This is a genomic window from Novosphingobium sp. SG751A, assembly GCF_013149295.1.
Lineage (GTDB): Bacteria > Pseudomonadota > Alphaproteobacteria > Sphingomonadales > Sphingomonadaceae > Novosphingobium.
The window spans coordinates 134516-154298 of record NZ_JABGCB010000004.1 but is presented as its reverse complement, the minus strand read 5'-3'; the positions used below and the strand labels follow the sequence as shown (position 1 = coordinate 154298).

Annotated in this window: 19 protein-coding genes; 14 read left to right on the top strand and 5 right to left on the bottom strand. The window is 63.6% G+C overall.

Going from position 1 to position 19783, the window contains the following annotated elements; all coding sequences use genetic code 11:
• Positions 1-3 precede the first annotated feature (3 nt).
• Entirely contained in the window at positions 4-996 is a 993-nt protein-coding gene (locus FHW96_RS06790; RefSeq protein ID WP_216650806.1) for an ornithine cyclodeaminase family protein, read from the bottom strand.
• Positions 997-1157: 161 nt separating this feature from the next.
• On the opposite strand from FHW96_RS06790, the gene FHW96_RS06785 reads away from it, so the two are divergent.
• From FHW96_RS06785 to FHW96_RS06730, 12 genes are all read left to right on the top strand, one after another.
• On the top strand, positions 1158-1814 hold the full coding sequence (locus FHW96_RS06785; RefSeq protein ID WP_253950793.1) for a FadR/GntR family transcriptional regulator: 657 nt from the start codon (positions 1158-1160) through the stop codon (positions 1812-1814).
• Positions 1815-2017: 203 nt separating this feature from the next.
• Complete coding sequence (locus FHW96_RS06780; RefSeq protein WP_172339786.1) at positions 2018-2590, top strand: hypothetical protein; 573 nt, start codon at positions 2018-2020, stop codon at positions 2588-2590.
• A gap of 18 nt (positions 2591-2608) precedes the next feature.
• Entirely contained in the window at positions 2609-4231 is a 1623-nt protein-coding gene (locus FHW96_RS06775; RefSeq protein ID WP_172339785.1) for an FAD-binding oxidoreductase, read from the top strand.
• A complete protein-coding gene (locus FHW96_RS06770) occupies positions 4228-4605 on the top strand; it encodes a cytochrome c (protein ID WP_216650805.1) in 378 nt (125 codons plus the stop codon). The genes FHW96_RS06775 and FHW96_RS06770 overlap by 4 nt, the downstream gene beginning before the upstream one ends.
• Positions 4602-5399 (top strand): SDR family NAD(P)-dependent oxidoreductase, encoded by a 798-nt coding sequence (locus FHW96_RS06765; protein ID WP_172339784.1) that lies wholly within the window; start codon positions 4602-4604, stop codon positions 5397-5399. The genes FHW96_RS06770 and FHW96_RS06765 overlap by 4 nt, the downstream gene beginning before the upstream one ends.
• Before the next feature lie 47 nt (positions 5400-5446).
• A complete protein-coding gene (locus tag FHW96_RS06760) occupies positions 5447-6385 on the top strand; it encodes a LysR family transcriptional regulator (protein WP_172339783.1) in 939 nt (312 codons plus the stop codon).
• A gap of 124 nt (positions 6386-6509) precedes the next feature.
• Positions 6510-7643 (top strand): alkene reductase, encoded by a 1134-nt coding sequence (locus tag FHW96_RS06755; RefSeq protein ID WP_172339782.1) that lies wholly within the window; start codon positions 6510-6512, stop codon positions 7641-7643.
• Positions 7640-8818 (top strand): MFS transporter, encoded by a 1179-nt coding sequence (locus tag FHW96_RS06750; RefSeq protein ID WP_253950792.1) that lies wholly within the window; start codon positions 7640-7642, stop codon positions 8816-8818. Before FHW96_RS06755 ends, FHW96_RS06750 begins: the two co-directional genes overlap by 4 nt.
• A 135-nt stretch (positions 8819-8953) precedes the next feature.
• Positions 8954-9997 (top strand): rod shape-determining protein, encoded by a 1044-nt coding sequence (locus tag FHW96_RS06745; protein WP_172339781.1) that lies wholly within the window; start codon positions 8954-8956, stop codon positions 9995-9997.
• 154 nt (positions 9998-10151) lie between these two features.
• Positions 10152-10802: a TadE/TadG family type IV pilus assembly protein gene (locus FHW96_RS06740; RefSeq protein WP_172339780.1), complete on the top strand. Its 651-nt coding sequence runs from the start codon at positions 10152-10154 to the stop codon at positions 10800-10802.
• Positions 10796-11422: a TadE/TadG family type IV pilus assembly protein gene (locus FHW96_RS06735; RefSeq protein WP_172339779.1), complete on the top strand. Its 627-nt coding sequence runs from the start codon at positions 10796-10798 to the stop codon at positions 11420-11422. Before FHW96_RS06740 ends, FHW96_RS06735 begins: the two co-directional genes overlap by 7 nt.
• 10 nt (positions 11423-11432) lie before the next feature.
• On the top strand, positions 11433-13091 hold the full coding sequence (locus FHW96_RS06730; protein ID WP_172339778.1) for a pilus assembly protein TadG-related protein: 1659 nt from the start codon (positions 11433-11435) through the stop codon (positions 13089-13091).
• Positions 13092-13166: 75 nt separating this feature from the next.
• Here FHW96_RS06730 and cydX read toward each other — a convergent pair whose 3' ends face one another.
• Genes cydX through FHW96_RS06715 form a run of 3 tightly spaced genes read right to left on the bottom strand, consistent with a single transcriptional unit; the run spans position 13167 to position 16013 of the window.
• Positions 13167-13277 carry a cytochrome bd-I oxidase subunit CydX gene (gene cydX / locus FHW96_RS06725; protein WP_084391181.1) on the bottom strand — a complete coding sequence of 37 codons (111 nt, stop codon included), beginning with the start codon at positions 13275-13277 and terminating at the stop codon, positions 13167-13169.
• Between the two features lie 12 nt (positions 13278-13289).
• Entirely contained in the window at positions 13290-14438 is a 1149-nt protein-coding gene (cydB, locus tag FHW96_RS06720; RefSeq protein ID WP_172339777.1) for a cytochrome d ubiquinol oxidase subunit II, read from the bottom strand.
• Between the two features lie 12 nt (positions 14439-14450).
• Positions 14451-16013: a cytochrome ubiquinol oxidase subunit I gene (locus FHW96_RS06715; protein WP_172339776.1), complete on the bottom strand. Its 1563-nt coding sequence runs from the start codon at positions 16011-16013 to the stop codon at positions 14451-14453.
• Positions 16014-16217: 204 nt separating this feature from the next.
• On the opposite strand from FHW96_RS06715, the gene FHW96_RS06710 reads away from it, so the two are divergent.
• Entirely contained in the window at positions 16218-17753 is a 1536-nt protein-coding gene (locus FHW96_RS06710) for an ATP-binding cassette domain-containing protein (protein ID WP_172339775.1), read from the top strand.
• Positions 17750-19294, top strand: a complete 1545-nt coding sequence (locus FHW96_RS06705) for an ATP-binding cassette domain-containing protein (protein WP_172339774.1) — start codon at positions 17750-17752, stop codon at positions 19292-19294. The genes FHW96_RS06710 and FHW96_RS06705 overlap by 4 nt, the downstream gene beginning before the upstream one ends.
• Here the strand turns inward: FHW96_RS06705 and FHW96_RS06700 are convergent.
• Positions 19284-19754 (bottom strand): MarR family winged helix-turn-helix transcriptional regulator, encoded by a 471-nt coding sequence (locus FHW96_RS06700; protein WP_172339773.1) that lies wholly within the window; start codon positions 19752-19754, stop codon positions 19284-19286. The genes FHW96_RS06705 and FHW96_RS06700 overlap by 11 nt on opposite strands.
• Between the last annotated feature and the right edge of the window lie 29 nt (positions 19755-19783).

Genomic DNA, 19783 nt, shown 5'->3' with positions numbered 1-19783 from the left:
GGGTTACTTACCCTTGTTCACCGGGATGATCGGGGCAGGGATTGTAGTGCCGAGGCCCGCCACACGGGCCCTTTCCGCGCAGAGCGAGGCCACGGCCAGATCCTGAATCGCCGCGCCGACCGATTTGTAGAGTATGACCTGATCGGGTGCGCTCCGTCCCGGATGCGTGCCGGAAATCACATCGCTCAGGCTTACCAATTTGGCGATGAACTTAACCCCAGCCTCGTCCGCAGCGATCATATCGCCAGTATCATGGGCGACCTCTTCGACCATATCGGCCACAATCAGATCGGCCCGCGCAATCGCTTCGGGATCAAGCTCACGCTGCTCCGGCAATGTCGAGCCTATGGACACCACCGTCATGCCGGGGCGCAGCCATGCGCCCATCATGGTCGGGCTTTCGTCACGCGAACGCGCAGCGCAAATCACCAGTTCCGCGTTGGCAATGGCCGCCTGCGCGCTATCAACCTGCTTCACGACGATACCTTTTTCCGCCATGGCGCCGCAAAAGGCGGCCCGACTGGTCTCACGCGGACTGTAGACCAACACCTCGCCCAGCGGGCCAGAGCGGGCCATGGCCTCCAGATGGGTTCGCGCCTCAAAGCCCGAACCAATCACAGCTATGCTGGGCGCGGGGCTGAGGCAAAGCCGTCGAGCCGCCAAAGCGGAAGTCGCCGCCGTACGCAGGCCCGTCACCGAGGCCCCATCCATCAGCGCGGTCAACTCCATCGTCTCGCCATCGAACAGCGGGATGAGATAGGAGGCGGCGCGCGCCGTCATCGAAGCGGCGATCATTTTGGCCCCGATCACCTTCTGCCCCGGCATCACCCCGGTCAGCGTACGCAGCCACAGGCCATCTCCGCGCGCCATACTGCGCGGCGGAAACTGTGCCTCGCCCGCCGCAGCGCCATAGGCCTGCCCCAGCGCAGCGACCGCCGCGCCCCAGTCAAATGCGGCGCGGACGTCAGCGTCGGAAAGCAGAAGTGTATTATGCAAGCCCATCCCTATTCCCTCGGATATTTTTCGGATCGGACAGCAACGCCGCCCGGATCGATGCACATGACATAATTACACATTTGATGCGCGTCAATTTGGCAAATGAATTTATTTCCGCACCGCAATTCATATGCTACCCGCAAGGTCATCAGGAGGAAGAATTGCCCGAAACCGACCTAGCCCGCTTGCGGACCTATCTGGACCAGACGCTCGAACGCGGGGAGGAGCGCCTGCCCCCCGAACCCAGACTGAGCGAAGAGCTTGGCGTATCGCGCGGACGGCTGCGCACCCTGCTCAAACGGCTGGAAGCCGAGGGGGCGATCTGGCGCCATGTCGGCAAGGGCACCTTTATTGGCCCGCGCAAGCTGATCGACGCACCGGCGGCCAGCTCCTCCTTCAGCATGGACGATATTCTTCAGGCGCGCTTGCTGCTCGAACCCCCGCTGGCGGCCGAAGCAGCGATGCATTCAACTGCGGAAGACCTTGCAATAATGGACAATTGTTTGGCAGAAATGAAGCTGGCCGGGTCGATGTTGCAATGGAAAAGACTGGATGAAAAGCTGCATCGCACCATTGCGCAGGCGACGCGTAATTCGCTGATGCTGACGCTCTATGACACTTTGCGCGCCCAGATGAAGTTCACGCTCGACCGCCGGATCGACCAGGTGTTTGGCGCCGAACCCGGCCCCAAGGAAAACACCGATGACGAGCATAGCCTGGTTGTCGAGGCGATTCGCAACCATGATCCGGTCGAGGCCGAGCGGCAGATGCGTGCACATCTACACTCACTGCGAGGAAAACTGTTCGGCCTGCGCTAAACCTCGCTGACAGAGCACAAAGGAAGCCGGACACCCTCCGACCCTATGGCCGGAGGGTGTTGTCATATATGCGCGATTCGTTTTGCATGGGCAATTGATGCGAATGACAGGCAAAAATACCACCGCCCAAGTTTAACTCAATACTTCATTGACACACATCAATATTGATTTTAGCAGGGCTCAAACAAAAGCAGGAGAGAGCCTTGGCCACCAGACGCCTGTTCCTTCAGGGAGCGGTCGGCACCGCCGCCCTCGCTGGCACCCCCGCCATCGGAACCACCTTACCAGCCAACCACAGCTACAAACTGCTCGCCTTTATCGACATCGCACATGCGCAGGGCGGCCCCTTTGCCGCCGCTGCGCATGCATGGGGCGCCCGCACCGTCGCCCTGCGCGGCGACCCGCTGGCGCTGTGGCATGATGCCGTGCTCACAAGCGCAGTCCAGCCTAAGGCCATCCTTGGCCTGACAACACAGGGCACTCTGTTCTGTCTGGAACGGCTGGGTTGGGAATTGGGTCTGCGGGTGCGCCGGCGCATCGATCACCTGCCCGCGCCCGATGGGACATGGCGCCATGTCGCCCATACCGATCTGCCTGCTTGGGCGCCCGGCATGCTGGCCGGAGCAGGGTCCGACTTCGGACTGGCCGCCGCCAGCAGTGCTTTCAACAGTTCCGGCAGCGCGGGAGATTGCACTCACGCCGCGCCCCCGCCCCATCCTCATCGCAACAGCACACCGCTTGTCACCTGGCTGCTGGCCGCGCCCGACCGGGCCTGATTTTCAAGGAGCGCTTCGATGCCTCTCCCCCCTCACCTCTCGCCGCAACTCTGGCAGGAGGCGCTCACCCGGTTGCGCGCCGCCGTTGGCCCTGATGCTCTCTTCACCGCTGACGAGGATGTCACGCTTTATCGCGACGCCTATTCCCCCGTCTGGGGGGAGCCCGAAGAGCGGCAGGCCTCCGCTGCGGTCGCCCCCAATTCCACCGATCAGGTGCAGGCGGTCGTACGCATCGCCCATCATTTCGGCATCCCGCTCTTCCCCATCGCGACCGGGCGCAACCTTGGCTATGGCGGCTCGGCACCCAATCTCTCGGGCAGCGTGATCGTCGATCTCAAGCGGATGAACCGCATCATCGAGGTCGATGACAAGCGCCATTTCGCCATTGTCGAGCCGGGCGTCTCCTATTTCGACCTCTATCGCCACATTCAGGAACGCGGCCTCGACGTGTGGATTGACGTGCCCGATCCGGGCTGGGGCAGCGTGATGGGCAATGCGCTCGATCACGGGGTGGGCCACACATGGTCCTCCTATCGCGATCATTTCGGATCGCATTGCGGGCTGGAGGTTGTGCTGCCCAATGGCGAGGTGATGCGCACGGGCATGGGCGCGATGTCCTCGGCCAAGACTTCCGGCGATTTCCGCTATGGCTTTGGCCCCTATGTCGACGGCCTGTTCGCTCAGGCCGGTTTCGGCATCGTCACGCGCATGGGCATACACCTGATGCCGCGCCCGGAATGCTTCCTCCACCGCCGTGTGCTGGCCTATCGGCGGCAGGATATCGTGCCGCTGGTCGAGGTTGCCAATAAGCTGGAGGATGCCGGGCTGGTTGGTATGCCTTTATATGAATCGCCCATGTTCGGCGCGCAATTTGCCGACAAGGCGCTGCGCGACATCGCCACTGCGTCTGATGTGTGGAACGGCAATGCCATCGACCGCTATGCTGCCGAAAAAACGATGCCGGCCTGGCAACTGGGCCTCAGCTTTTACGGCCCTGCCGAAGTGGTCGAGGCCAGTTGGCGCCATGCGCAAGCGCAATTTGCCAAAGCCATACCCGGCGCAAAATTCGAGACTATCGAAACCTTGCGCTTTCCCCTCAGCCCGCAGGCAGAGGAGGAGGCCCTGCACAAGGTGTTGATCGGTGTACCAAATCTCAACATCTTCGCCATTGGCGCGCGCAGCGCCACCAACCCCGAACCCGCCGATGGCCACCTCCTCTTTTCCCCCATGGTCGCGCGCAGCGGCGAGGAAGTGATGAAAGCCCAGCGCCTGTTCACCGAGGGGATGCGCGAAATGGGCACTGATTTTCCCATGTCTTATGGCCCCTTCACCGCGCCGTTCACATGGATGCCGCGCATCTTCGCCCTGACCACGGGCCTGCCCGTTTCGCGCTCCGATCCAAAGGTCAACCAACGCTCGCGCGAAACAATGCGCAAGCTGATCGAACTGGGCGCGCGCCATGGTTACGGCGAATATCGCACCCCGCCGCTGTTTCAGGATCAGGTGATGGGTACCTATGATTTCAACGACAACGCGCTGCGCCGGTTTTGCGAGACATTGAAGGATGCGGTCGATCCCAAAGGGATCATCGCGCCGGGACGCGGCGGTTTCTGGCCCCGCGCGATGCGAAAGGAAGCATGATGCGTTGGTTCCTCCTTGCCGCTGCGCTTTCGTCCGCGCCCGCCCTGGCCGCTGATGCTGAGCCTCAGGGGCAGGCGATTTTCATCCGCAATTGCGCGCCTTGTCACGGGCCGGGCATCGGCAATCCGGGCGAAAACCAAAAGCCCGGCACCGCAGCCCTCGCGGCCAAATATGGCGGTAAATTGCCCGCCTTGCTCGAAGAGCGCCGCGATCTGACCCCCGAACTGGTCGCCTTCTTTGTCCGCAACGGCGCCACTGTGATGGCCCCCTATCGCAAGACCGAGATCAGTGATGCCGATCTGGTCGCGCTGGGGGCCTATCTGTCGCGCAACAATCCAAAATTCTCGGGCCGCAAAATCAGGAAGACCTCATGACCAACGCCATAGAAACGCCCTTTGCCGACTTGGCGCGCGGGCAACAGCGGTTGATCGGGCGGATCGCGGTCATCACCGGGGCTGGGGCGGGCATCGGCCGAGGCTGTGCGCGGATGTTTGCAGCGCAGGGGGCAATTGTCCACGCGCTGGACGTTGACGCCGATGCGCTCGATGCACTGGCGGCCGAATGCGGCGGGGCGGTGGTCGCCCAACCCTGCGATGTGCTGAACGAGCAGGCGGTTTTCGCCACTGTCGAAACTATCGGCCAAAACCACGGACGTATCGACGCGCTGATCCCGGCTGCCGCCATTTCGATCTTCCGCTGGGTCGAGGAGATGACCTATGCCGAATGGCAGCGCACCCTTCAGGGCGAACTCGACATCGTCTTTCTGGCCACACGCGCCTGCTGGCCATGGCTGAAGCGAAGCGGCAGCGCCTCGGTCATCAATTTCGCCTCGGCCAATGCGCATGGCGCGCTCAACGGCTCGCCCGCGCTGGCCCATTGTGCGGGCAAAGGCGGGTTGCTGGCCATGACCCGCCAACTGGCGATGGAGGGTGCGCCTCACGGCATTCGCGCCAATTCAATCTCGCCGGGCCTGATCCTCTCACAGCAAACCCAGCGGCATATGGCCTTTGACCCGCAATTCGAATTCGAAGCGCTCAAAGCCATGATGATCAAACGGATCGGCCTGCCCGAGGATATCGCATGGTGTGCGACTTGGCTGGCGAGCGCCGAGGCAAGCTATGTCACCGGGGCCGATATCCGCATCGACGGGGGCGCCACTGCCTGGTGAAGCCGGATCGGGGTGGCCCTCATGCTCCATCCTCGTTATCAGGGCGCATGGATATGTTTGCAGCGATCAGGGCCTTTGTGGCTGTGGTGGAGGAAGGCGGCTTTGCCCCGGCGGCGCGGCGCGCCGGACAGGCTGCATCCTCCTATACCCGCCATGTCGATGCGCTGGAGGCAGAACTGGGCGTTATCCTGCTCAACCGCTCGACACGGCGATTGTCGCTGACGCCCGCCGGAGAAGCCTATTATCCGCAGGCCGTGGCCATTCTGGCCGGGCTGGAAGAAGCCCATCGCAGCATCCGTGAACGTGATGGGCCTCCACGCGGCCTGCTGAGGGTCAGCCTGCCGACCTCCTTTGCCCGGATGCATATCGTCCCCTTTCTCCCCCGCTTCATGGCCGAACATCCCGGTGTGGAACTGGACCTGCTGATGAGCGATGAGGTCATCAATCTGGTCGAACGGCGCGTCGATGTGGCGATCCGTCTGGGGGCTCTGGATTCCTCCAGCCTGATCGCGCGGCGCCTGGCGCCGCATCGGCGGATCGTCTGCGCCAGCCCGGCCTATCTGGCGCAAAGGGGCACGCCCGAAACCCCCGCCGACCTTGCCGATCATGCCTGCCTCACCTTCGCCTTCACCGATGGCGAGCGGCGCTGGCGCCTGACCAAAGGTGAGCACGTCGAGCAGATCCGCGTCAAAGGCCCGCTGCGCGCCAATCAGGCCGAGGCGTTGAAGGAGGCCGCGCTGGCCGGTTTCGGCGTGGTGATGCTGCCCACATGGCTGGCGGGCGAAGAGATCGCGCAAGGCAGCCTGCGCCCCCTGGTGAGCGAATGGCACGCCGATATTGGCCGGGCCGGCGCGGCGCCATCCGGCGAATCAGGTATCCATGCGCTCTACCTGCCTGATCGTCGCGGCTCGCCCAAGGTGCGGGCCTTTGTCGATTTTCTGGCCGAACGTTTTGGCAGCCCGCCCTATTGGGATCGCGCCCTTTGATCTTTGCATCAAATGCAAAGATGATCGCGAAAATCACCGGATTATCAGCAAACGAAAAAAGGCCCACTCCATGGACATCCCGCCGGACCTTCCTATAGGCCCTGCCCCCATGGAGTTCCACCCAATGCCCCACACATCCGACACGCTCTTCGCCCCCATCCGCATCGGCGCCCTCGATCTGCCCAGCAGGATCGTGATGGCGCCCCTCACCCGCTCGCGCGCCGCCCCCGGCAATGTGCCCTCCGATCTGGCCGTCGATTATTATCGCCAGCGCGCCTCGGCCGGGCTCATCATTTCCGAAGGCACGCAGATTTCCCAGCAAGGTCAGGGCTATGCCTGGACGCCGGGCATCCATTCGCCCGAGCAGATCGCAGGCTGGGCCAGGATCGCGCAGGCAGTGCATGAAGAAGGCGGCCGGATTTTCCTCCAGCTCTGGCATGTGGGCCGCGTATCGCATAGCGTATTCCAGCCCGGCGGAGCACGACCCGTTGCCCCCACCGCCATGCCCGTCCCCGCCAAGGCCTTCATCCCCGGCCCGGATGGCAAGGGCACCTTTGCCGATGCTCCCGAACCGCAGGAACTGACCATCGCGGGTATCCAGATGATCGTCGCCGATTTTGCGCAGGCGGCCCGCAATGCCATCGCCGCCGGGGCCGATGGGGTCGAAATCCACGGCGCCAACGGCTATCTGCTCGACCAGTTCCTCAACAGCGCCAGCAACTGGCGGACCGACCGCTATGGCGGATCGCCGGAAAACCGGGGACGGCTGATGCTTGAAGTGGTCGATGCCGTCATCGCGGCCATCGGCAGCGCGCGGGTCGGCTTGCGGCTGGCCCCGTTGGGCAAGGGTTTCGGCATGAACGAGGCCGAGCCGGAGGCCGTGTTCGCCCATCTGATCAGCGAACTGGACAAACGCGATCTGGCCTATCTCCATCTGGTCGAGCCAAGAGTGCAGGGCCGCGACATCGCCACCGACATCGACCCGCAGGCAGAGGCCCTGATGCAGGACATTCGCCGCCGCTTTTCCGGCCCGATCATTCTGGCCGGCGGCTATACGCGCCAAAGCGCCGAGGAAGCGCTGGCGCAGGGGCGCGGCGATCTGATCGCCTTTGGCCGCCCCTTCATCGCCAATCCCGATCTGCCCGCGCGTCTGCGCCTTGATGCCCCGCTCAACGAGGGCAATCCGGCCACCTTCTTCGGCGGCGACGCACATGGCTACACCGATTATCCCGCGCTGGCCGATGAGGCGGTGTCATGAGCGCCCCGGCAAAGCCTCTGGGCGCAGGCCTGACCTATGCCATGGCGGCCACCACCGGGCTGGCCGTCGCCAATATCTATTATAATCAGCCGATGCTGGGCCTGATCCAGCGCGACCTTCCCGGCGCGATGACCGCACTGGTGCCCACGGTGACGCAGCTTGGCTATGCGCTCGGCCTGTTCCTGCTGGTGCCGTTGGGCGACCGGGTGGAGCGGCGCGGGCTGATCACCGCCCAGTTTGTGGCTCTGGCGATGGCTCTGGCGGCAACCGCCATGGCGCCGGGCGCGGCGGCCCTGCTGCTGGGTTCGCTGGTGGTGGGTGCACTGGCCACGGTGGCGCAACAGATCGTGCCGTTGGCCGCCCATATGGCCCCGCCCGAAAGGCGCGGCGCGGTAATCGGCAAGGTGATGGCAGGCCTGCTGGTGGGCATCCTGCTCAGCCGCACGCTGGCGGGTCTTGTGGGGCAGCAGGCCGGGTGGCGCGCGATGTTCTGGCTGGGCGTGCCGCTGGCGCTGATGGCGGGTGGATTGCTGCGCGCGATGCTGCCCGTCTCGCGGCCCCAACAGGGGCCATCCTATCCCCTGCTGCTTGGCTCGCTCTGGCATTTGTGGCGTGATCTGCCGGTGCTGCGCCGGGCGACGATGACGCAGGCGATGCTCTTTGCCGCCTTCAGCGCTTTCTGGAGCATTTTGGCGCTCTATATCCAGCAACTGGGTCAGGGCCCGGCGGTGGCCGGTTCCTTCGGCGTCATCGGCGCGGCAGGCGTGCTGGCCGCCCCGCTGGCGGGCCATCTGGCCGATCGGCGCGGGCCGCGCGTGGCGATCACGGCCGGGACGGTGCTGGCCATGGTCGGCTGGGCCGTGGCTGGAGTTTCAGGCGGGTTGGTTGGGCTGGCACTGGGCTGCATCGTGCTGGATCTGGCAGTGCAGGCGGCGCTGATTTCGCATCAGCACATGGTCTATGCCCTGCGCCCCGAGGCGCGCGCGCGGCTCAATACCCTGTTCATGGGCGGCATGTTCCTTGGCGGGGCGATGGGTTCGGCACTGGCCATGGTGGCGTGGCGGGCAATGGGCTGGCATGGCGTGGGTCTGATGGGGATTGCGCTGGCCGCTCTGGCATTCGCGTCCCACCACTCGGGCCGGGCAAGGTCGGACCGGGCGCCGTATGCGGCGTGATGGGCCATATTCCAGCGCCGCCAAGGCCGTTGGTCTTACGCCTGCGGGATTGCGTCGCACTTCGCGCCTGCGGTTCATATTCGGCTAATCTGGATAAGGGTCCTGCCGGTCTTTTTATGAAAATTGAGCGGTGACATGTCCATATTTGACCGGATTTCTTATGCCTCATCCGATTTGGCGATCGATCTCGGCACGGCCAATACGGTGGTCTACGTGCGCAACCGCGGGGTGGTGATAGCCGAGCCTTCGGTGGTGGCCCTGCAAACCATCCATGGCGTGACCAGCGTGCTGGCCGTCGGCAATGACGCCAAGCTGATGATGGGCCGCACGCCTGAAAATATCAGGACGGTTCGCCCCCTGCGCAACGGCGTCATTTCCGACATCGATGTTGCCGAACAGATGCTCAAACATTTCATCCGCAAGGCGCAGGGCCAAAGGGGACGGATGCGCGGCAGCCCGGAAATCATCGTCTGCGTGCCTTCCGGCTCCACTTCGGTCGAGCGGCGCGCGATCCGCGATGCGGCCTCCAACGCGGGCGCGCGCAAGGTCTGGCTGATCGAGGAGACCATGGCCGCCGCAATCGGGGCCGACCTGCCCGTGACGCATCCGATCGGATCGATGGTGGTCGATATCGGCGGCGGCACGACCGAGGTGGGTGTGATCGCCACCGGCGGGATCAGCATGTCCATGTCGGTCCGCGTAGGCGGAGACAGGATGGACGATGCGATCGTCTCCTATGTCCGGCGCACCCACAACCTGCTCATCGGCGAGGCGACCGCCGAACGGGTCAAACTTCTGCTGGGCGCGGCGCGGCTCTCGGAGGATGGGGCCGTGCCCTCCGCCGTGGTCAAGGGGCGCGATCTGGTGCGGGGCGTGCCGCTGGAAATCACCATTTCACAGACCGAGATTGTCGAGGCGCTGGCCGAACCGGTAGGCCAGATCGTGGCAGCCGTGCGCAGCGCGCTGGAAAACACCCCGCCCGAAATCGCCGCCGACATTATCGACGGCGGCATCATCATGACCGGCGGCGGGGCGCTGCTGGCCAATCTCGACAGGCTGCTGGCAGCGGAAACCGGATTGCCGGTGCGTGTGGCGGACAATCCGCTTGATTGCGTAGCTTTGGGCGCGGGGCGTGTGCTGGAGGATCCGTCCTATCGCGGCGTCCTGCATGCCACATAGACCCAACGGCCAGTGTTGATGTGGGCAAGATATTCTTAATCAAAATCCTATATAAACACTTAGGGTCGCGTAAAGTATCAGGACGGTCGCATTGGGATTTGGTCATGCTCTTGGCGGGGCGTGGGGCTTTGCCCTTTCCCGCTTTTCCAAACGCTTGCGCCAAGACGCCTCGGGCGGGCCGACGGTGGAATTCGCCATCATCGCCCCGGCCTTTATTGCCCTGCTTCTGGCGATTTTGCATATTGCGCTGATCTATCTGGCGCAGGAAGGGCTGGAAACGGCGGTTGAAGCCTCCTCGCGCCTGATCCTGACCGGCGCTGCCCAGACCCTGCAACTGGGCAGCGGGACCAGCGCCTATACCGGCATGAAGGCCGCCGATTTCAAAACCGCCGTATGCAGCGGCATTTCGGGCAAGGATTCGAGCGGAGCGGCGGTGACCTATCCCGCATCGCTGCCGCCTTTTCTCACCTGCAATCGGCTCTATGTGAATGTTCAGGTCGTGCCCGCCACCTGTACGACACCCACCATCGCCGCGCCGACCTTTACCTATACCAACGGCACGCTGACCAGCACCGGCACGGGATATGGCCAATCCAATTGCGCGGGCACGACCAACACCAACGGCGGGATCAGCGGCACCCAAAAATCGCTGGTGATCGTTCAGCTCATCTATCTGTGGCCCACGGTGTCGGCCCCGCTGGGGCTGAATTTCGTCAATCAGGCCAATGGCAACCGGATGCTCGTGGCCACCTCGGTGGTCACGGTCGAAGGCTATCTCTGCGCCACAGGGGTCACTTCGTGCTAACTCGTCACCCTGTATGTCATCTGGCGCGCAGCCGCGATGGAGCGGCGTTGGTCGAATTCGCCTTTGTGCTGCCGGTGCTGCTGATCATCTTCATCGGCGGCTATGTGGTGGCCGACATGATTGCCTGTTCGCGCAAGGTCACCGTGGCCACGCGGGCGCTCTCCGATCTGGTCGGGCGCAATGTGTCGCCCTCCACCACCGTCACCTCGGCCACGCTGACCACCTATATGAACTCGGCCCAATTGGTGATGACCCCGATGCCGGCGGCCCAGACCACGCTGCAGATCTCCAATCTGCGCGTGTGCGACGCCACTCACGCCTATGTTGTGTGGAGCCAGGCCCAGACCAATGGCGCCACGGTCGCCTCCTCGCTGACCGTGGGCAGCGTAGTGTCCATTCCGGCCAATCTGATCACCACGCCGATGGTGCCCACCTCGCCCGATGGCTCAAACGTCTGCCAGAACACCACCAGCGGCGCCAACAAGGTCGTGGTCGGCACCGCAGGCGGCTACATCTTTCTGGGCCAGATCAGCTTTTCCTATACCCCGCCCATCGGTCTTGGCGCGCTCACCTCGATAAAGCTGAGCGATCAGGACTATATGATCCCACGCCTGCCATAGGTCGCGCGCCATGAGCTTTCGCTTCTCTTCCATTTTCTGTTCCCTGCGCGGGGATGGGCAGGGCAATGTGATGGCGATGACGGCGCTGGCCATCATTCCGCTGATCTTTGCCACCGGATTTGGCGTGGATTACAGCCGGGCGCAAAGATTGCAGACCAAGCTGAACGCGGCGGCCGACGCGGCGGTTCTGGCTGCGGTGGTCCCGCAAATGCTGAACCAGACTGATGCGGCAGCCCAATTGGCCGCCCAAAACATGTTCGACCAGCAGGTCAACGGCCTGAGCGGGCTGAGCAATGTCAGCCGCACCGTGACGATCACCAGCACCCAATCGGGCAGCCTTGGCACGCTGCGCCTTGCCAAGATCACCTATACGGCCAGTTCCAGCAATATTTTCAGCAGCATCCTGCGCGTCGCCACCCTGCCCATCAGCGGCAGCGCCAGCGCCAGCGCATCCCAGCCGCCCAGCATCAATTTCTACATCGCGCTCGACACATCGCCCTCGATGCTGCTGCCCACCACCACCACCGGGATCACCAATCTGACGGCGGGCGCGCGCTGGAATGGCGAGCAATATTACTATGGGCGCGTCGATGGCTGCGACTTTGCATGCCATTCGAACAATATGCATCAATGGAACGCGGGCACCTATGTGGTGGATTCCAGTTCGCGACCGATTTACCTCAACAACAACGCGTCGAGCAGCATCACCTTTTACCGCGTGGCCTGCGACGGCACGGTCTATGACAACAATGGCACCAAGCTGGGCACGGGCGGCGGGCTGGGCGGGTCGGCCACCTATTGTTCGGGCTATAATCCGGCGGCCAATCCGGTAAATCTGACCTATCTGCCCACAGGTGCCTCAAAAACCACTACGGTCAGCGTCAATTTCCCCGACACATGGTGGCTGGCGCGCAATTACGCCACGGTCAATCCCGGCCAGTCAGCCATCACGCTGCGCACCGATGCCGAGGGCGATGCCGCCGCAGGCGTCATCCAATATGCCTATCGCGTCGAACAGCAATATGCCACCGCCAGCGTCCCACCGATCTACAAGATGCAGTTCTTCACGTTTAACGTGGGCAATCCGGCGCCGCTCTCCACCTCACCCTTTGGCACGATGACCGATGTGGCCACGCTGCAAGGCCTGACTTTTCCAAACATGGGCGCGCAGGCCCCCTTGCTGGCGGCCAATTCCTATTGGACCAGCCTGAGCACCTATACCGGCAATGCTGATACCAATTTCACCTCGATGTTCACCTGGATGCAATCGACCATGCCCAGCACATCGGGCAGCGGCACGCAGGCCTCGCCCCAGAACGTACTGATATTGGTGACCGACGGGCTGGAGGATGACAATACGGGCGATGGCATTACCCAACTCAATGCCAACAACATCTCGCAATGCAATGCCATCAAGGCGACCGGCACGCGCATCGCCATTCTTTACACGCAATATCTGCCCGCCACGATCAACTACACGCTGCATCCCACCTTCAACAGCACGGCGGCCAACAACGTGCCCTATATTCAGCAGCAGTTGCAGGCCTGCGCCAGCCAGAATACCGATGGTACCTATCTGTTCCAGACCGTTTCCACCGACGGCAGCGTTTCAACCGCGCTCAACACGCTGTTTGCCATGGTGGTGCAATCGGCAAGGCTGGTGAAATAGCAAGGCAAAGGCGGCCCCGGCGGGAAGGGCCGGGGTCGCCTCGCGGGGGCTGACAGAGGGGATCAGAACGCAGGGTCAGACAGCAGGATCATCGTCAATGGGCGAATTGAATTCGTGCCACAGCCCGTTGATGATGCCAAAGCCCACCGCAAGGCCCAGACCCAGCACCCATGTAAAATACCACATGGCATGTTCCTTTCAGTAGAAATCAGGGTTGGAGCGCACATCGCGCAAGGTGACCCGACCGCCCAGCATCTTCATGACCCATGCCGTATAGGTCAGCACCACCGGCAGGAAGATGACCGTGACGATCAGCATGATGAACAGCGTCATATGGCTGGACGAGGCATTCCACACCGTCAGGCTGGAGCGCGGATCAATTGAGGACGGCAGGATGAAGGGGAACATCGAACAGCCCACCGTGGCGATAATCCCCGTAGTGGCCAGCGCCGTGCCCGCCAGATTGAGCCACCCTCGCCGCGCCGTGATGCCCACCAGCGCCAGCATCGGCCCCACAAGCCCCAACACCGGCGCCAGCGCCATCCAAGGATGCGCCGTGTAATTGTTCAGCCATGCGCCGGCCGCGCCCACACTGGTCGAGAGCAGCGGGTTGGACGGGCCTTGGGTGTCAACCACGCCCCGGATCGCCATGCCCATGCCCCCGCGCGCCACCATCAGCCCGCCGATCAGGAACAGCGCGATCGTTGCCACCGCCGCGATCCGAGCCATGGCGCGCGCGCGGACCAGCACCGGCCCCTCCTCGATCTTGACCGCCAGCCATGCCGCGCCATGCAGCGCCAACATCGCCACCGAGAGCAGACCGGTCAGCAGGGTAAAGGGCGTAAACAAGCCAAGCAGCGAGCCTTCATAGGTCATGCGCAGATCGCTGTCGAAACGGAAGGGTGCCCCGATCAAAACATTGCCCACCGCCACGCCAAACACCAGCGCAGGCACGAAACCGCCTACGAACAGCGCCCAATCCCAACGGTTGCGCCAGCCCGCATCGGCGTGTTTGGAACGATATTTGAACGACACAGGCCGCAGGATCAACGCCGCCAGCACGAGAAACATGGCAAGATAAAAGCCGGAGAAGCTGACCGCATAGACAAAGGGCCATGCGGCAAAGATCGCCCCGCCGCCAAGGATGAACCACACCTGATGGCCCTCCCAATGAGGCGCGATGGCGTTGATGACCAGACGGCGCTCCTCATCGTTCCGCCCCACAAAGGGCAGCAGCGCGCCCACCCCCAGATCATAGCCATCGGTCAGCGCAAAGCCGATCAGCAGCACGCCCAGCAGCGCCCACCAGATCACCCGCAGCGTTTCATAATCAAGCGGAATATGCATGGATCTTACCCCTTATTCGGCGGGCAGCGGGGCAAAGCCCTGTGTCTGCGCCATGGGTTCGTGGTGATCGAGCGGGCCTTTGCGGATGGCCGCGATCATCAAACGGATCTCGATCACGGCCAACGTGCCGTAAAGCACGGTAAAGCCGATGATCGTGGCCCAGATCTGCGGCACGCTCAGCGAGGACGCGCCAAGGAAGGTCGGCAGCACGCCGTCGACCGCCCATGGTTGCCGCCCGATTTCGGCCAACACCCAGCCCCCCTCAATCGCGAGCCACGGCAGCGGGATCATGACCACTGCAATCTTGAGGAACCAGCGCTTGGAAAACCGGCAGGCCGAAGCGCAGTAAAAGGCCATGGCAAAGAAGACGATAAAGCCAAAGCCCAGCGCCGCCATCCCGCGAAACAGAAAAAACATCACCGGCACATTGGGCACCGTATCCCATGCTGCTTTCAGGATCTGTCTGTCATCGGCCTTGCGCGGATCGGGCATATAGCGCTTGAGCAGCAGGGCAAAGCCGATGTCGCGCTTATGCGCCTCAAAGGCGGCGCGGGCGGCGATATTGCCGCGATCCACCTTCAGCTTTTCCACCGCATCATAGGCGATGATCCCGCTGTGAATGCGCTCATCGGCGCGCAGCACCAGCTCCTCAATCCCGTCGATTTTGCCCGACAGGCTTCGCGTGCCGATGATGCCCATCACATAGGGCAGCTTTACCGCATAATGCGTGGTCCGCCCCGCCACATCGGGCAGGCCAACCAGCGTGATCGCGGCGGGCGCGGGCTCGGTTTCCCACATGGCCTCGATGGAAGCGAGCTTCATCTTCTGGTTGTCGGTCAGCGCATAGCCGCTTTCATCGCCCAGCACGACCACCGACAGCGCCGAGGCCAGACCAAAGGCCGAGGCCACCATCATCGAGCGGCGCGCCACATTGGTCCATTTGCCGCGCAGCAGATAGATCGCCGAAACGCCCATCACGAATGTGGCGGCGCAGACATAGCCCGCGCTGGCCGTGTGGACGAATTTGGCCTGCGCCACCGGGTTGAACAACACCTCCTTAAAGCTGGTCACCTCCATCCGCATGGTTTCGGGATTAAAGGCCGCGCCCACCGGATTTTGCATCCAGCCATTGGCGATCAGGATCCACAAAGCCGAAAGATTGGTGCCCAGCGCCACCAGCAAAGTCACAAAAAGATGCTGAACCCGGCTGAGCCGGTCCCAGCCGAAGAACATTACGCCCACCATCGTGGCTTCGAGGAAAAAAGCCATCAACCCTTCGATGGCCAGCGGGGCGCCGAAGATATCGCCCACATAATGCGCGTAATAGGCCCAGTTGGTGCCGAACTCGAACTCCATAGTCAGGCCCGTGGCCACGCCCAGCACGAAGTTGATGCCGAAAAGCCGCCCCCAAAAACGGGTGATCACCCGCCAGATGGGCCGCTTGGTGATGACATAGACGCTCTCCATGATGACCAGCATGAAGGAGAGGCCAAGCGTCAGAGGTACGAAGAGAAAGTGGTACATGGCTGTCAAAGCAAATTGCAGCCGCGATAGTTCGATAACCGCCATATCCATCGGACATGTCCCTGTTAGGGCCGCGCAACATGCGCAGCCATTGACCAGCGCATCAGGCGCAAGGCAGGCAAATGGCAGGCGGGCGTATCAGACAGACTCGCTTGCTAATTGCAGGGCATCCTAATATGAGCGATTTGTAATATGGTCAAGCCATCTTCCCTTCCCTCGCCACGACCGGCCCTCGTCCCAAGCCTTTGGTGGATAATGGATACCGTTGGCGCGATTGTCGGGGCTATGGGGCTGGCATGGGTGATTTCGGGCGCCGTTTCGAGGGGGATCGCCGGCTTTGCCCCCTTCGTGCTGCTGGCGGGCGGGTTGATCCGGGCGCTGGCCCAATCGCAAGCGCATCATACCGGCATCGCCGCCGCCATCCGCGCCCAAACCCGCTGGCAGGCCGCTCTGTTGCCCGCCCTGCTGCCCACCCGGCTGATGCGGGATCGGTTGGTGGGCGAGGATATGCATCTGGCCATTGAGGCGCCCGCCGCCACGCGCGGCTATGTGGCGCGCTATCTGCCGCTGCGCATCGCCTCGGGGGTCTCCCCGCTGCTGGTGATGCTAGCCGCATGGTCCGCCAGCCATGTTGCCGCCACGATCATGCTGGCCACGCTGGCACCCTTCATTCTGGGCATGGTGCTGGCCGGATCGGCCGCCGCCCGCCGGGCGCAGGTCCAGCATCAGGCGCTCGAACGCCTGTCGGGCCTGTTCATCGACCGTTTGCGCGCCCTGCCCACCATCCTTGCCTTTGGCGCGGAGGAGCGGGTGTCTCGCCACCTGGGCGCCAGCGCCAGGGATGCGGCAAAGCGGACCCTTTCAGTGCTGGCGATTGCCTTTGCCTCCGGGGCGATCCTTGAATTTTTTGCCGCGCTCTGCGTGGCGCTGGTGGCGGTCTATTGCGGCTTTTCGCTATTGGGATTGCTCCCCTTTCCGGCGCCTGAAACGCTCGATTTGCGCAGGGCCTTCTTTGTGCTGGCGCTGGCGCCCGAATTTTATCTTGGCCTGCGCCGTCTGGCCTCCGCCTATCATGAAAAGCAGAGCGGCGAGGCAGCTCTTAGCGCGATGGATGAAGCGATGGACGCCCTGCCCGCCCCGGTGCCCGTAACCGCCCCGCCCCGGCGATGGACGGGCCAAGGCGTCATCCTGACCCATCGCGAAGGCGCACAGATCGGCCCGCTCAACTGGGACTGGCACGGGCCGGGGCTGCATGCGATGACCGGTCCCACGGGCAGCGGCAAATCGTCGCTGCTGCTGGCCCTGATCGGGCAGGTGCCGGTCGGAGAAGGCCGGATTACCGCCGACGGGACCGATTTTCTGCCCGGCTCGGCCAATCCCTGCATCGGTTGGGCCGGGCAATCGGTGGCCCTGCTGCCCGGCACATTGCGCGACAATCTGTCGATGGGGATGGCCGATGACGGGGCGATGCTGGCAGTCCTTGAAAGAATGGGCCTTGGCGAAATGATGGTCGCGCGCGGCGGGCTGGGCATGGTCATCGATCATCGCGCTTCGGGCCTTTCGGGCGGAGAGCGGCGGCGCATCGGCCTTGCTCGTGCGATCCTGTCGAGACGCCCGATTTTGCTGCTCGACGAACCCACCGCCGATCTTGACGCCGCCACGGCCGCCACTATCCGCATCCTGCTGATCGAGGTGGCGCATACCCAAATGGTCATTACCGCCACCCATGATGCCGATCTCATCGCTCAGGCCGCCACCCAATGTTCCATCGACCCGGAGATCGAGCAATGAGCAGCCTGCTTGACGCACCTTTGGCCGGACAGAGGCGCGCGTTGCGCTGGGGCATGGTCTGCGCGGGCGGCGCGGCTATGGCAGCAATCGGCCTGCTGAGCGCGGCAGGCTGGTTTCTGGTCGGCGCATGCGTGGCGGGCATGACCGGGCCACTGGCGGTCGCCGGGTTCAACTATCTGTTGCCCAGCGCCGCCATTCGGGCCGCCGCCATCGCCCGCACCGCAGGCCGCTATGGCGAGCGCATGCTGGGCCATCGCGCCGCGCTTTTTGCTCTGGCCGACCTGCGCGCCCATCTGTTTGCACACATGGCGCAGGACGCGCTGAACGGTCGCGATCCGGGGCGGAGCGGCGCGATGGCCGCCCGCTTTGGGCGCGATGTCGATTTACTGGAGGATGCCGCAATCCGGCGCGTGGCGCGCGTAGGCGGCTGGATGGCGGGCGCGGCAGGGCTGGTGATGGTGGCGATGTTGGGCTGGCGCGCGGGTTTGACCATGGCGCTGGGCATGGCGGCCATGCGTTTGACGGCCCGGTCTTTGGCCGCCAGATTACCCGGATTGCAGGCGCAGGTGGCACAGGCCCATGCCGCCGCGCAAGCCGATTATGCCGATATGGCCGGCCCCGCCGCCGATATAACGGTTTACGATCTGGCTCCGCAACTGGCCGCCGTGCTGGAAGGCAGCGTCAGGGCACAGGCACAGGCCGAACGTATGCTGGCCCGCATCGAAGGGAGCATCACCGCTTCGCAAACCATGCTTGCCGGCCTTATTCTGGCCCTGATCGCTGTAAATGCACAGGCATCTGCGGCCATGCTCGCATTGGGCCTATTGGCCGCCATGGCCGCGCTGGAAATATGGGCAGGACTTGCCGCCCATGATGCGCGCGCCCCGCAACTGCGTCAGGCCGAGGCCCGTTTGCGGGCTATCGAAGCCGCGCAAAAGCCGGTGCCGGTGCCCGTTTCCCCGCATCCCATATTGCATATCGCCGGGCAGGATTTCGGTCCGCGCGCGCGGGTCCTCCTCTCCGGCCCGTCGGGCATCGGCAAGACGCGGTTGCTTGAAACGCTGGTCGGATTGCGCGGCGACGCGCCGCAGGCCTTGCGGGTGGACGGTGTTGATCCGCGCATTTTGGGACTCGCGAATTTGCGCGGGACTTTTGCCGTCATGGCGCAGGACGCCCCCCTGATCGCGGGCAGTCTGGCCGACAACCTGGCCTTGGCCCGCCCCGGCATCGAGCAGGCGGCCATGGAGCGGGCGCTGTGGGTGGCCTGCGCGCAGGATATTGCCCCGTTAGATCAATGGCTGGGCGGCGATGGAGCGCGCCTGTCGGGCGGACAGAGGCGGCGGATCGCACTGGCACGAGCCTTGCTGGCAGGGCGGCCGTGGCTGTTGCTGGACGAGCCGAGCGAAGGGCTGGACCGCGCGACAGAGGCTTTATTGCGCCAGCGCCTGAGGCAATGGCTGGATCAGACCGGAACCGGGCTGGTCCTTGTCAGCCATCGTCCGACCATGGCGCAACTGGCCGCCGAGACGGTCAATCTGTGACCGGCGAGGGCCTCAGCGGGGCCCGGCTAAGCTCATTGCCCTCGGTGGTCATCTTGCCCAACAGGGCGGTGAAACCCGCGCGTTCCTCGTTTGAGAGGGCGGACAGGATGTCCTCCTGCACCAGATCAACCCATGGCGCGGCGCGGACCAGCATAGACCGCCCCTCGTCGGTCAGCGTCAGCACGCGGGCGCGACGGTCGGTCGGGCTGGTCTGGCGCTCGACCAGCCCTTTTTGCTCCAGCCGGTCGATCACTCCGGCAATGGTCACCCGGTCATAGGCGATCAGACCCGCAAGGGTTTTCTGATCCAGCCCCGGATGATCGCGCAGCGTCATCAGCGCGGCAAATTGCACAGATGTCAGATCCAGCCCCGCCTCGCCCATGCGGGCGGTGAACAAAGAGACCGAGATCTGCTGCAGGCGGCGGATGAGATGGCCGGGGAGATGTTCAAGGTCGCTCATAGCGCTTTAACTAGCGCGAAAGAACGGGC

Bases quoted from the DNA above. Each gene is read 5' to 3' on its own strand.
- FHW96_RS06775 (WP_172339785.1), top strand. From the start codon at position 2,609: ATGCCTCTCCCCCCTCACCTCTCGCCGCAACTCTGGCAGGAGGCGCTC.
- FHW96_RS06770 (WP_216650805.1), top strand. From the start codon at position 4,228: ATGATGCGTTGGTTCCTCCTTGCCGCTGCGCTTTCGTCCGCGCCCGCC.
- FHW96_RS06765 (WP_172339784.1), top strand. From the start codon at position 4,602: ATGACCAACGCCATAGAAACGCCCTTTGCCGACTTGGCGCGCGGGCAA.
- FHW96_RS06760 (WP_172339783.1), top strand. From the start codon at position 5,447: ATGGATATGTTTGCAGCGATCAGGGCCTTTGTGGCTGTGGTGGAGGAA.
- FHW96_RS06755 (WP_172339782.1), top strand. From the start codon at position 6,510: ATGCCCCACACATCCGACACGCTCTTCGCCCCCATCCGCATCGGCGCC.
- FHW96_RS06750 (WP_253950792.1), top strand. From the start codon at position 7,640: ATGAGCGCCCCGGCAAAGCCTCTGGGCGCAGGCCTGACCTATGCCATG.
- FHW96_RS06745 (WP_172339781.1), top strand. From the start codon at position 8,954: ATGTCCATATTTGACCGGATTTCTTATGCCTCATCCGATTTGGCGATC.
- FHW96_RS06730 (WP_172339778.1), top strand. From the start codon at position 11,433: ATGAGCTTTCGCTTCTCTTCCATTTTCTGTTCCCTGCGCGGGGATGGG.
- cydX (WP_084391181.1), bottom strand. From the start codon at position 13,277: ATGTGGTATTTTACATGGGTGCTGGGTCTGGGCCTTGCGGTGGGCTTT.
- cydB (WP_172339777.1), bottom strand. From the start codon at position 14,438: ATGCATATTCCGCTTGATTATGAAACGCTGCGGGTGATCTGGTGGGCG.
- FHW96_RS06715 (WP_172339776.1), bottom strand. From the start codon at position 16,013: ATGGATATGGCGGTTATCGAACTATCGCGGCTGCAATTTGCTTTGACA.
- FHW96_RS06710 (WP_172339775.1), top strand. From the start codon at position 16,218: ATGGATACCGTTGGCGCGATTGTCGGGGCTATGGGGCTGGCATGGGTG.
- FHW96_RS06705 (WP_172339774.1), top strand. From the start codon at position 17,750: ATGAGCAGCCTGCTTGACGCACCTTTGGCCGGACAGAGGCGCGCGTTG.
- FHW96_RS06700 (WP_172339773.1), bottom strand. From the start codon at position 19,754: ATGAGCGACCTTGAACATCTCCCCGGCCATCTCATCCGCCGCCTGCAG.